This window comes from Kitasatospora paranensis, from assembly GCF_039544005.1.
Classification (GTDB): Bacteria; Actinomycetota; Actinomycetes; order Streptomycetales; family Streptomycetaceae; genus Kitasatospora; species Kitasatospora paranensis.
Genome location: NZ_BAABKV010000001.1, coordinates 5637978 through 5650592 on the forward strand (window position 1 = coordinate 5637978; position 12615 = coordinate 5650592).

A 12615-nucleotide genomic window follows, 5' to 3' on the forward strand; every position below is an offset into this window, starting at 1 on the left:
TCGGATGGCGTGTCGAATTTGGGTGGCAGATGTCGATCATTTCTGGGTTGAGGCGCGGTGGATCTCCCGGGAGGCTTCGCCGTGATGCGCGACGCGACTGCGAAGAGGTGTGCCGGACTTACTCAAAAATGCTCAAAGATATTGAGAGTAAGTTTTCCCCTGGGGAATTTCGAGAGGTCAGATCTGCTGTTCGGGCTGCCGCGTCTCGACGGTTTCGCCATCGTGTATGGGTGCGCCGGACAAGCGAAAGCATTCCTGGAATGGTTGCGGAAATTGCCGTGTTTGTTGCCCTGATTATGACCTCCTTTTGGGCCTACGGTCACGCCGTCCCTAATGACTCCACCATGCCGGGTCTCGATGTTTTGGTGACAGCCATATGGGCTCTCGGAGTCTATGGCGCCATAATTGTTTTCAGGCTTAGCTTTCATCCGATCGCTTCGAGGGACGGGCTAGGCGTCGCTGACCGGTCGGTGCGGTATCAGCTCCTGTTTACCCTCGCCTGGATCCTGGCTGTTCCTATTGCAATATGGGGATTCATATCCTTCGCAATCCAGTGGTCTGGTGGTCGACTCCCGTCCCTTCTTGCCGTGGACTTCAGGGCATCGGTATTCTTGCTAGGCTTGACAATGTTTGCCAGGCCAGTGGTGCGGACCCTGATTGGAAGGTGGATCGTAAGGGGCGAGATGTTCCCGCGCCCGTTTGATGGGATGGTGTTGTCGTTCCTCCAGTGCGCTTACAGCATAGAAGCATCAAAGCAGGAGTGGCACGTCGGATCTCGGTCGAGATACATAATTTCCTGGATTGAAGTCGCTGCTAGGGAGTGTGAGAGGTTTCCGTCGGTGAGTCGCCGGGTAGCACTTATTGACCGTTCTGCGCGGCGTGCATTTACGGATATCGGGTATCAAATATCTGCGGTTGTTCGCTCGCACAAGATTGCAATCGCTCAAGCGGGCGGTGAGGGCGACTTCTCCGCGGCCTCTTCTTCGTTTTGTCGTGCGCTGGTCGACTTGAGTCGAGGCGACGTAAGGCAGCTTTGTGTGAATGCTGGCGAAGTTTCAGGTGTCTCGCGCCTGCGTGCGGCCGTGCGTCGAGTCGGCCCGTCCGCTGCATTGTTTGTGGCGGCGTTCGCTATCCCCTGATTCCGCAGATTTCGACATCTGCTGAATTGGTTGGTAGTGTTAGGCTGACGCTCATAATGGCTGGCGTATTGGCCTTGATCCTCCCTCTTGATTCTCCGGCGGGGGCCAGGATCATGGATTCAGTGACAAGATCTATGACGTGGAGGAAGTGAGTATCCCCGCCTGCCGGCCGGTGCTGTGGGGCCCGCCAGGCCGACGAGGTCTGACCAGACTTGATCTAGGACGATGAGGTCGGCTGGCAAGTCGGATCCCGAAAATTCCCACGCAATGTCGGAGCGCGATGGACACGTAGGGTAGAGGGCGGTACAAAGTGGATCTTCGCATATCTAAGAGGGGGCGTACGTGCTCGGCAGTGGAAGGACCCTGAGCAGTTTCAAGGTCGGAGACAAAGTCACGGTCAGAGGTCCAAGCGACCGGCCCTATTACCATGATGGGTCGCACGGGACTGTCGTTTCCGTAGGCACTAAGCGCGTTCACGTGAGAATGGACAAGGCTGCCTTCGAGGGCCACGACGGAGAGGTTGCAAACTTCCTCCCCGGTGACCTGGAACCTGGGCATGCTGGAACGCCGCGCAGTTTCGATCGTATGAACGACGCCTTCACCGCCCTAAAGCTGGCGGCTGGTACAGATCTCGTGGCTGTGGCACTGGAAGCTGGCCTTATCACTGCCGAGCAAGGGGAACAGATTAAGGCTGCGTGGGCCAGCCACTTGCAGGCCTGACGAGCCGCGGCCCTGCAGCAGTCGATGGGGTCCGGGCCAGGCTGACTGGACCTTGGCTCGGGCCGTCCGTGGGCCGTGCGAGGGCGGCCAACGATGACAGGCAACGGCCGGTGCTGAACCCTCCGCCCCTTGTGGGGCGGGGGTCGGCTATGTGGATCTGCGACACTGGACGGACCATGCCTAAGCCCGGAGAACTGACCTTCGTCGCGCCGCGCGGCGCCAAGCCCCCGCGACACCTTGCCGACCTCAGCCCCGCCGAGCGCAAGGAGGCCGTCGCCGAGCTGGGCGAGCAGCCGTTCCGCGCCAAGCAGCTGTCCAACCACTACTTCGGTCGGATGTCGAACGACCCGGAGACCTGGACGGACATTCCCGCAGCCAGCCGCGGCAAGCTGACCGAGAGCCTCCTGCCCGACCTGATGTCCGTCGTCCGGCACGTGTCCTGCGACGACGACGCCACCCGCAAGACGCTCTGGAAGCTCTTCGACGGCACCCTCGTGGAGTCGGTGCTGATGCGCTACCCGGACCGGGTCACCATGTGCATCAGCTCGCAGGCCGGCTGCGGCATGAACTGCCCGTTCTGCGCGACCGGCCAGGCGGGTCTGACCCGCAACCTCTCGACGGCCGAGATCGTCGAGCAGATCGCGGCCGGCATGCGCGACCTGAAGACCGGCGCGGTCGCCGGCGGCGAGGCCCGGCTGTCCAACGTCGTCTTCATGGGCATGGGCGAGCCGCTCGCCAACTACAACCGGGTGCTGGCGTCGATCCGTCGCCTCACCGACCCGGCGCCGGACGGCTTCGGGCTCTCCCAGCGCGGCATCACGGTCTCCACGGTGGGCCTCGTCCCGGCGATGCACCGGTTCGCCGACGAGGGCCTCAGCTGCCGCCTCGCCCTCTCGCTGCACGCCCCGGACGACGAGCTGCGCGACGAGCTCGTCCCGGTGAACACCCGCTGGAAGGTCGACGAGGTGCTGGACGCCGCGTGGAACTACGCGGAAAAGTCCGGCCGCCGGATCTCCATCGAGTACGCGCTGATCAAGGACATCAACGACCAGGCGTGGCGGGCGGACCTGCTCGGCCGGCTGATCAAGAACCACCGGGTGCACGTCAACCTGATCCCGCTCAACCCGACGCCGGGTTCCAAGTGGACGGCCTCCCGTCCGGAGGACGAGCGAGAGTTCGTCCGCCGGCTGCAGGCGCACGGTGTGCCGACCACGGTGCGCGACACCCGCGGCCAGGAGATCGACGGCGCCTGCGGCCAGCTCGCCGCCGCCGGCTGACCGGGCCCGGAACGAACCGGGACCGGCACCGGAACGGACGAGGCGCGCGGGGCGCCGACGGACGGACAGGACACGCCTGTCGTCCGCCGGCGCCCCGCGCCTCGTCGTCTGCAGGGCCCGCGGTGGGCCTTGCGGTAGGTCGTGCGGTGGCAGCTCGGTCGTCAGACCAGCGCGGCGGCGGCGAGCAGGGCCGTCAGGCCACCGGTGAGCAGCAGGACACCGGCCGCGGTGACGGCCTGCACCGCCACGGCCGAGGTGAGCAGCCCCTGCGGTGCGCCCAGCCGGACGAGGGTGTCGGTCACCTCGCCCCGGGTGGCCCTGATCTCCAGCACCCGAGCCACGACCGCTCCGATCGCGCAGCCCACCACCAGGAGGGCCGCGACCCGCACGGGCGTCGAGCTGCGCTCCCCACTGCCGAGGGCGACCGCCGGCACGGCGAGGACGAGGGCGAGGACGGCGAGCGGGCCGCCGAGCCGGCGGGCCTGGGCTGTCAGCGCCCGCCCGGCGAGCAGCCGCAGCGGTTCGGGGCGGCGGGCGGCGAGCAGCCGTCCGGCCAGGGCGAGCAGCGGTGCGGTGAGCAGGGCCAGCCCGAGGGCGGTGAGGGCCCAGCCGGCCAGGGCGGCGACGCCGACGGTGCCCGCGTGGGCGGGCAGCACCACGGGTCGGCCGTCCTGTTCGGCTCCGGGGCGCAGCCCGTACAGCTCAAGGGCGAAACCGACCAGGGCGAGGCCGGTGGGCACGGCGATCCGGACGGGGTGGAAGGCGGCGGGGGCGGGCGCCGGGACGGTGCTGCCGGGCAGCGACTCGACCGTGGGGACGGCTGCGGCGGCCGCGCACCCGGCGGTCAGCGGGACGAGGGCGAGCAGGACGACCGGGGCCGCGGCGGGCAGCGCGATCCCGGTGCCGAGGTCGGCGGCCAGACCTGGTCCGGCGACGTCGTTGCGCAGGATCAGGAAGACCAGCAGGGTGAGTCCGCTGCCGAGGGCCGCGGACAGCGCGGCCTCGCCCGCGATCAGGGCCCGGATCCGTCCGGGGCCGGCGCCGGCCGCGGTGAGGCCGGCGATCCGTTCGGGCTGCTCTGCGGGGACCGCGCGGGCGGCCGCGGCGGCGAACCAGGCGACGGCGGCGAGGACGGGCAGGCACCAGAGCAGTCGGGGCAGCGACGCCGCGGCTGGCTCACCGAGGGCGTGGCCGAGCGCGCGGAGCAGGAAGGCGGCTGCGGTGGCGCCGGTCAGGACGGTGAGCAGGCGCCGGCCGAGGTCGGCGGCCCGGGTGGTGCGGGCGAGTCCGAGGGGAACACCGAGTACACCGACGTCCTTTCAGCGTCCGGCCGCGACGGCCGGGGAGGCTGCTGCGGCCGGGGCGGCGGCGGTCGGGTCGAGGCGGCCGTCGACCAGGACGACGGTGCGGTCCGCGTGGCGGGCCTGCTCGGGGTCGTGGGTGGCGAGCACCAGGGTGATCCGGTGCGAGCGGGCGGCGCTGGCGAGTATCCGCAGCACCTGCTCCCGTTCGTCGCTGTGCAGCGCGGCGGTGGGGTCGTCGGCGAACAGCACGGTCGGCATCGGGGCGAGCGCCCGGGCGACGGCGACCCGCTGGCGCAGGCTCTGGACCAGGGCGGCGGGCCGGTGGCCCGCGTAGTCGGCGATGTCGAGCCGCTCCAGCCACTCGGTGGCGGCGGCGTGGGCGGCCCGGTGGCCGGCACCGGCGAACAGCAGCGGCAGCGCGACGTTCTCGCGGGCCGTCAGCTCCGGGACGAGGTGGGGTTCGGGGCCGACGTAGCCGAAGCGCTCGCGGCGGAGCTTCTCGCGCCGGGCGCGGCTGAGGGTGTGCACGGGCGCGCTGTTGAACCAGATCTCGCCGTCGTCGACCGGGAGCTGGGCGGACAGGCAGCCGAGCAGGGTGCTCTTGCCGCAGCCGCGGGCTCCGGTGACCGCGAGGATCTCGCCCTCCTGCACGGCGAGCGTGACTCCGCGCAGGGCGGGTGTGCCGTGGTGGGACTTGACGATCCCTCGGGCCCGGAGCACGTCGTTGTCGGGCGGGGCCGCTGACATGGAGATCCATCCTGGTGCCGACGGGGATATGACAGTCGTCAGATTAGAACGAACCGGGCGCGGCGCGGGTGCGGCGCACTGCACCATCCAGGGCAAACACCCGCGATTCAGGCGTGTTGATCGCAAGGAATCGCCCAGGACCGGCCTCGTCCCGTCGCCGGACCGGCTTCGTCCCGTCCCTGGATGCGCCGAAGGGCGGTCCCGGGTGAGGTTCGGGACCGCCCTTCGGCGGAGGGTGGGGCAGGAGGTCAGATCTTGGCCCACGCGTCGGTGAGGCTGGTCCGCAGGATCTGCTCGATCTCGTCGAAGGTCGACTGGTCGGAGATCAGCGGCGGAGCCAGCTGCACGACCGGGTCGCCACGGTCGTCGGCGCGGCAGTACAGGCCGTTGTCGAACAGGGCCTTCGACAGGAAGCCGTAGAGGACGCGCTCCACCTCGTCGTCGTTGAACGACTCCTTGGTGGCCTTGTCCTTCACGAGCTCGATGCCGTAGAAGAACCCGTTGCCGCGGACGTCGCCGACGATCGGCAGGTCGCGCAGCTTGTTCAGGGTGCCGAGGAAGTTCGCCTCGTTGTCCAGCACGTGCTGGTTGAGGCCCTCGCGCTCGAAGATGTCGAGGTTGGCCAGCGCGACCGCGGAGGACACCGGGTGGCCGCCGAAGGTGTAGCCGTGCAGGAAGGTGTTGTCGCCCTTGTAGAACGGCTCGGCGATGCGGTCCGAGATGATCGTCGCGCCGATCGGCGAGTAGCCGGAGGTCATGCCCTTGGCGCAGGTGATCATGTCCGGCACGTAGCCGAACTTGTCGGCGCCGAACATGGTGCCCAGGCGGCCGAAGGCGCAGATGACCTCGTCCGACACGAGCAGCACGTCGTGGCGGTCGCAGATCTCGCGCAGGCGCTGGAAGTACCCGGGCGGCGGCGGGAAGCAGCCACCGGCGTTCTGCACCGGCTCGACGAAGACGGCGGCGACGGTCTCGGGGCCCTCGAAGAGGATGGCCTGCTCGATCTCGTCGGCGCACCAGCGGCCGTAGGCCTCGGGGTCGACGGTGCCGTCCGGGCCCGCCAGGTACGCCGGGGCGCGGTAGATGTTGGTGTTCGGCGCCTTGTGGGTGCCCGGCACCAGCGGCTCGAACGGGGCCTTCAGGCCCGGCAGGCCGGTGATGGACAGCGCGCCCTGCGGGGTGCCGTGGTAGGCGACGGCACGCGAGATGACCTTGTACTTGGTCGGCTTGCCGGTCAGCTTGAAGTACTGCTTGGCGAGCTTCCAGGCGGTCTCGACGGCCTCGCCGCCACCGGTGGAGAAGAAGACCTTGTTGAGGTCGCCCGGGGCGTAGTTGGCGAGGCGCTCGGCCAGCTCGACGGCCTTCGGGTGGGCGTAGCTCCACACCGGGAAGAAGGCGAGCTCCTTGGCCTGCTTGGCGGCGGCCTCGGCCAGCTCCTCGCGGCCGTGGCCGGCCTGTACCACGAACAGGCCGGCGAGGCCGTCCAGGTACTTCCTGCCCTTGTCGTCCCAGACGTAGGTGCCCTGGCCCCGCACGATGGTGGGGACGGGGGAGTGCTCGTACGACGACATGCGGGTGAAGTGCATCCACAGGTGGTCGTATGCGGTCTTGGAAAGGTCCTTCGGCGCCGGCTCGGCTGTCATCGGGTGCCCCAGGTGTAGGTCTGTTTCCGGAGCTTCAGATAAACGAAGCTCTCGGTGCTCCGCACGCCGGGAAGCGCGCGGATGCGCTTGTTGATCAGTTCGAGCAGGTGCTCGTCGTCCTCGCACACCAGCTCGGCGAGGAGGTCGAACGAGCCTGCGGTGCAGACGACGTAGTCGACCTCGTCGAAGGCGGCCAGTGCGTCCGCCACGGGCTCGATGTCGCCCTCGACCCGGATCCCCACCATCGCCTGGCGGGTGAACCCGACGGTGAGGGGATCGGTGACGGCGACGATCTGCATCACGCCTTGGTCGAGCAGCTTCTGGACGCGTTGCCGCACGGCTGCCTCCGACAGGCCCACGGCCTTGCCGATGGCGGCGTACGGACGCCGTCCGTCCTCCTGGAGCTGCTCGATGATCGCCTTGGAGGCGGCGTCGAGGGGAACGCTGGCGTTCCGGTCGCGGTTGGCCACGCCGCCACTGTGCCCGATCGGCACCCGGTACGCAAGCTGCAAGCCTTCTGATTTCGTCGTAGTTTCCAAATTTGCATGCGGATTGCGTCGTGTTGTGAGCGAACGCCTGTCGATAACGCCAGTCGTCGCGGTAGCCTGGTGAGGTACACGCGCAGGGGTGCCAGACCCCGGCCCTCCCACCAGTTGACCGCGGCCAGGACGCCCCGGCCAATCGGCTGCCGGAGGTACCCTGGCGCCGGATTCTGCAACGCCGCAGGCCCAGACCGTAGGAGAGACCGTGAGCGAGCTTCGTACGCTGCGCAACTACATCAACGGCGAGTTCGTCGATGCGGCTGACGGCCGCACGCTGGACGTGATCGACCCGACCACCGGCGAGGTCTACGCGACGTCCCCGCTGTCGGGCGCCGCAGACGTCGACGCCGCCATGGCCGCCGCCGCGGAGGCCTTCCCGGTCTGGCGCGACGCCACCCCGTCCACCCGGCAGAAGCTGCTGCTGAAGATCGCCGACGCGGTCGAGGACCGTGCCGACGAGATCGTGGACGCCGAGTGTCGCAACACCGGCAAGCCGCGCGGGCTCACCCGCTCGGAGGAGATCGGCCCGATGGTCGACCAGATCCGGTTCTTCGCCGGTGCCGCCCGCCTGCTGGAGGGCAAGGCCGCGGGCGAGTACATGGACGGCATGACCTCGATCGTCCGCCGTGAGCCGGTCGGCGTCTGCGCCCAGGTCGCGCCGTGGAACTACCCGATGATGATGGCGGTCTGGAAGTTCGCCCCGGCGATCGCCGCGGGCAACACCGTCGTCCTCAAGCCCTCCGACACCACCCCGGCCTCCACCGTGCTGCTCGCCGAGATCATCGGCGGCATCCTCAAGGACCTGGAGCTGCCGGCCGGCGTCTTCAACGTGATCTGCGGTGACCGGGAGACGGGTCGGCTGATGGTCGAGCACCGGACGCCGGCGATGGCGTCGATCACCGGTTCGGTGCGGGCGGGTATCCAGGTCGCCGAGTCGGCGGCGAAGGATGTCAAGCGGGTGCACCTGGAGCTGGGTGGCAAGGCGCCGGTGGTGGTGTTCGAGGACGCCGACATCGACGAGGCGGTCGAGGGGATCTCGGTGGCCGGTTTCTTCAACGCGGGTCAGGACTGCACGGCCGCGACCCGGGTGCTGGTGCACGAGTCGGTGCACGACGCGTTCGTGGCGGCGCTGGCCAAGGCGGCGGCGGACACCAGGACGGGTGGCGTCGACGACGAGGACGTGCTGTACGGGCCGCTGAACAACGCGAACCAGCTGAAGCAGGTGGCCGGTTTCATCGAGCGGCTGCCCGCGCACGCCAAGGTCGAGGCGGGTGGCCACCGGGTCGGCGAGGTGGGCTACTTCTACGCCCCGACCGTGGTGTCCGGGCTGAACCAGGACGACGAGATCGTCCAGAACGAGGTCTTCGGGCCGGTGATCACGGTGCAGAGGTTCACCGACGAGGACCAGGCGGTGTCGTACGCCAACGGGGTGGAGTACGCGCTGGCGTCCTCGGTCTGGACGAAGGACCACGCCCGGGCGATGCGGATGTCCCGCCGGCTGGACTTCGGCTGCGTGTGGATCAACACCCACATCCCGCTGGTCGCCGAGATGCCGCACGGCGGTTTCAAGAAGTCCGGGTACGGCAAGGACCTGTCCTCGTACGGCTTCGAGGACTACACCCGGGTCAAGCACGTGATGACCGCGATCTGACCCTGTATCGATCCTGATCCGACCCGGGACCGGCCGCACCGCGGCTGCACACCGGTCGTGAAGCGGCAGGACTGACGCGCCGAGGGGCGCGGGGCCGAGGCCCCGCGCCCCTCGTGTTTTCCACCCTGTCACGCCGACGCGCGACCCCCGTGACAGGATGCAACTCCATCCGGGCGCGGGTTCTCCCTAGGCTTTCTCCATGAGCATCCCCACCGCTGACTCAGCCGCCGGGCAGGCCGTCAAGGCCGCCGACCGCGCGCACGTCTTCCACTCGTGGTCCGCCCAGGCACTGATCGACCCCCTCGCGGTGGCCGGTGCCGAGGGCTCCTACTTCTGGGACTACGACGGCAACCGCTACCTCGACTTCTCCTCGCAGCTGGTCAACACCAACATCGGCCACCAGCACCCCAAGGTGGTCGCCGCGATCCAGGAGCAGGCCGGCAAGCTCTGCACCATCGCCCCCGGCTTCGCCGTCGAGTCCCGCAGCGAGGCGGCCCGGCTGATCGCCGAGCGCACCCCCGGCGACCTCGACAAGATCTTCTTCACCAACGGCGGCGCCGAGGCCAACGAGAACGCCATCCGGCTGGCCCGGCTGCACACCGGCCGGCAGAAGGTGCTCTCCACGTACCGCTCGTACCACGGTGCGACCGCCAACGCGATCGCGCTCACCGGCGACCCCCGGCGCTGGGCCAACGAGACCGGCGTCTCCGGCATCGTGCACTTCTGGGGCCCGTACCCCTACCGCTCGAACTTCCACGCCGAGAACGAGGCGCAGGAGTGCGAGCGCTCCCTCGCCCACCTGGAGCAGACCCTCGCCTTCGAGGGGCCGGGCACGGTCGCCGCGATCATCCTGGAGACGGTGGTCGGCACCGCCGGCATCCTCGTCCCGCCGGCCGGCTACCTGGCCGGCGTCCGGGAGATCTGCGACCGGTACGGCATCGTCTTCATCCTGGACGAGGTCATGGCCGGCTTCGGCCGCACCGGCGCCTGGTTCGCCGCCGACCACTGGGGGATCACCCCGGACCTGCTGACCTTCGCCAAGGGTGTCAACTCCGGGTACGTGCCGCTGGGCGGTGTGGCGATCTCCGCGGAGATCGCCGCGACCTTCGCCGAGCGGCCCTTCCCCGGCGGCCTCACCTACTCCGGCCACCCGCTGGCCTGCGCCTCCGCGGTCGCCACCCTCACCACCATGGCCGAGGAGGGCATCGTCGAGAACGCCGCGCACATCGGCGAGACGGTGCTCGGCCCGGGCCTGCGCGAGCTGGCGGAGCGGCACCCGTCCATCGGCGAGGTCCGCGGCATGGGCGTGTTCTGGGCGCTGGACCTGGTGAAGGACCGCGCCACCCGCGAGCCGCTGGTGCCGTACAACGCGGCCGGTGCGGCCAACGCGCCGATGGCCGAGCTGGCCGCGGCGTGCAAGCAGCGCGGTCTGTGGCCGTTCGTCAACATGAACCGCTTCCATGTCGTCCCGCCGTGCACCGTCACGGAGGAGGAGGCGAAGGCCGGCCTCGCCGTCCTGGACGAGGCACTCACCGTCGCGGACGCGCACACCGTCTGACCGGCCGTCGCACGAGGGCCCCGGACCACCGCGGTGGTCCGGGGCCCTCGGTGCGCGTGCGGTTCAGCCCACGTCCCAGAGGAAGCGGTGGGTGTGGATCCCGAAGTACGGGAAGGACTGAACCTGCCGGACGCCCTCGATGGGCCGCACCACGTCGTTGACGAAGTCCAGCAGTTCGCGCGGCCCGGGGCAGACCACCTCGGCGAACAGGTCGTAGCCCCCGAGGTGAGCACCGAGTACACGACCTCGCCGTGCCGGGCCAGCTCGTCGGCGACCGTGCGCGGGTCGCCGTCCACCCCGAGGCCGAGCAGGGCCATCGCCTGACCGCCCATGCCCATCGGGTCGGTCACCCCGACCACCTGCACGGCGCGGGAGTCCAGCAGGCGCTGGAGGCGCTGGCGGGCGGCCGAGGCGGACAGCCCCACCTTCGGGCCGAGGTCGGCGTACGCGATCCGGCCGTCGGTCTGCAGCTCCCGCAGGATCGCCCGGTCGATGTCGTCCACGTGCCTGCTCCTCCCTCGGCCCGGTCGCCCGAAGACTACCGGGCCGGCCCCGTAGGCCGGCCGGGCCTCAGCCCGCCAGGTGGGCGAGGGCGGCGGCGAACACGTCGGTGTGCGCGTCCACGTCCTCGACGGTGGTGGCCGGGCACATCAGCGCCATGTTGTGGAACGGCGTCAGCAGGATGCCGCGGTTGGCCAGGTAGAGGTGCAGGTAGTCCTCCAGCTCCGGGTCGGCCGCCTCGGCGGACTCCGAACCGGTGCGCGGCGCCGGGTCGGCGAACCGGTACTCGGTGCGCGCACCCAGCCGGCTCACCGACCACGGCAGCGCGTGTGCCTCGATGCCCGACCGCACGCCGGCCTCGAACCGCTCGGAGAGCTTGTCCATGTGCGCGAACGCCCCGTCGGTGAGGACGTGCTCCAGGGTGGCGCGCATCGCCGCGACCGACAGCGCGTTGCCCGCCAGGGTGCCGCCGACGCCGCCCATGTCGACCAGGTCGAGGTCGTCGCGCCCCAGCAGCCGGTCGGCGAGCTCGGCGGAGAGCCCGTAGGCGCCGGCCGGGATGCCGCCGCCGATGGCCTTGCCGATGGTCAGCATGTCCGGCTGGAGGTCCCAGGCGGCGGTGCAGCCGCCGGGGCCGGCCGAGAAGGTGTGCGTCTCGTCGTTGATCAGCAGCACCCCGTGGCGGCGGGTGAGTTCGCGCACGCCCGCCAGGTAGCCGGGCTCCGGCAGCACGATCCCGATGTTGGTGAGCGCGGGCTCCATCAGCACCGCGGCGACGTCGCCGTGCGCCAGTTCGCGCTCCAGCTGCGCCAGGTCGTTGAACTCGGCGACGCGGCTGGTGAGGGTGACGTCGCAGGGGGCGCCGACGTTGCCGGGCCGGGCGGTGCCGCGGCCGTCGGGGCCGACCACGATCAGCGACTCGTCGACGCTGCCGTGGTAGCTGTAGCTGTTGACCAGGATCTTCGGCCGGCCGGTGATCGCCCGGGCGAGCCGGATCGCCCAGCGGTTGGCGTCGGTGGCGGTCAGCGAGAAGCTCCAGCGGGCCAGGCCGAAGCGCCGGGTCAGCTCGGCGCCGACCCACTCGGCGTCCTCGGTGGGCAGCATCGCGGTGGCGCCGCCCAGCTCGGCGAAGCGGTGCTGGACGGCCCGGGCCACCACGTCGGGGGAGTGGCCGGCCATCGCACCGGTGTCACCGAGGCAGAAGTCGATGTACTCGTGCCCGTCGACGTCGGTGATCCGGGCGCCCCGGGCGGAACCGAGGTAGCGGGGGAAGGCACCGGCCGTCTTGTTCATCCAGGTCATCGGGACCCGGCCGAAGAGGTGGTCGGCCCGCTCGTAGGCGGCCTTCGAGCGCGGGTTGCGGCGCTCGGCCTCGGCGCTCTCACGGGCCAGGAGGTGCTGCAGTCGGGCGCGGTCCATGGGGGTGCCTCACTTCGGCGGGGGCGGGGATGTCTCGACGGTACGTCCCCTGACGCGACGCTCACAAGGCCGAACGCTCGATTCAATTGTTGAAGCAATCGATTCGAGCGTCAT

The 12615-nt window shown here is 69.7% G+C and carries 10 protein-coding genes and 1 pseudogene; 5 read left to right on the forward strand and 6 right to left on the reverse strand.

Features of this window, described 5'->3' with window-relative positions:
- The first annotated feature begins 230 nt into the window (after nt 1-230).
- The 3 genes from ABEB13_RS27005 (at nt 231) to rlmN (ending at nt 3136) form a co-directional block, all read left to right on the forward strand.
- Nucleotides 231-1139: a hypothetical protein gene (locus ABEB13_RS27005; protein ID WP_345707532.1), complete on the forward strand. Its 909-nt coding sequence runs from the start codon at nt 231-233 to the stop codon at nt 1137-1139.
- A 477-nt stretch (nt 1140-1616) separates the two neighbouring features.
- Complete coding sequence (locus ABEB13_RS27010) at nt 1617-1859, forward strand: hypothetical protein (protein WP_345707533.1); 243 nt, start codon at nt 1617-1619, stop codon at nt 1857-1859.
- A 176-nt stretch (nt 1860-2035) separates the two neighbouring features.
- Entirely contained in the window at nt 2036-3136 is a 1101-nt protein-coding gene (gene rlmN / locus ABEB13_RS27015; protein ID WP_345707534.1) for a dual-specificity RNA methyltransferase RlmN, read from the forward strand.
- Between the two features lie 161 nt (nt 3137-3297).
- On the opposite strand, the gene ABEB13_RS27020 is transcribed toward rlmN, so the two are convergent.
- The 4 genes from ABEB13_RS27020 to ABEB13_RS27035 form a co-directional block, all read right to left on the reverse strand.
- On the reverse strand, nt 3298-3876 hold the full coding sequence (locus ABEB13_RS27020) for a hypothetical protein (protein ID WP_345707535.1): 579 nt from the start codon (nt 3874-3876) through the stop codon (nt 3298-3300).
- A 579-nt stretch (nt 3877-4455) separates the two neighbouring features.
- Entirely contained in the window at nt 4456-5187 is a 732-nt protein-coding gene (locus ABEB13_RS27025) for an ABC transporter ATP-binding protein (RefSeq protein ID WP_345707536.1), read from the reverse strand.
- Between the two features lie 248 nt (nt 5188-5435).
- Nucleotides 5436-6830 carry an aspartate aminotransferase family protein gene (locus tag ABEB13_RS27030; RefSeq protein WP_345707537.1) on the reverse strand — a complete coding sequence of 465 codons (1395 nt, stop codon included), beginning with the start codon at nt 6828-6830 and terminating at the stop codon, nt 5436-5438.
- A complete protein-coding gene (locus ABEB13_RS27035; RefSeq protein ID WP_030458782.1) occupies nt 6827-7300 on the reverse strand; it encodes an Lrp/AsnC family transcriptional regulator in 474 nt (157 codons plus the stop codon). The genes ABEB13_RS27030 and ABEB13_RS27035 overlap by 4 nt, the downstream gene beginning before the upstream one ends.
- 277 nt (nt 7301-7577) lie before the next feature.
- On the opposite strand from ABEB13_RS27035, the gene ABEB13_RS27040 reads away from it, so the two are divergent.
- Nucleotides 7578-9023: a gamma-aminobutyraldehyde dehydrogenase gene (locus tag ABEB13_RS27040; RefSeq protein WP_100888361.1), complete on the forward strand. Its 1446-nt coding sequence runs from the start codon at nt 7578-7580 to the stop codon at nt 9021-9023.
- Nucleotides 9024-9222: 199 nt separating this feature from the next.
- Nucleotides 9223-10581, forward strand: coding sequence for an aspartate aminotransferase family protein (locus ABEB13_RS27045; RefSeq protein WP_345707538.1), 1359 nt, complete (start codon nt 9223-9225; stop codon nt 10579-10581).
- 63 nt (nt 10582-10644) lie between these two features.
- Here ABEB13_RS27045 and ABEB13_RS27050 read toward each other — a convergent pair.
- A pseudogene (locus tag ABEB13_RS27050) lies at nt 10645-11084 on the reverse strand (Lrp/AsnC family transcriptional regulator).
- A gap of 67 nt (nt 11085-11151) precedes the next feature.
- Nucleotides 11152-12501 (reverse strand): transaminase, encoded by a 1350-nt coding sequence (locus tag ABEB13_RS27055; RefSeq protein ID WP_345707539.1) that lies wholly within the window; start codon nt 12499-12501, stop codon nt 11152-11154.
- Nucleotides 12502-12615: the final 114 nt, after the last annotated feature.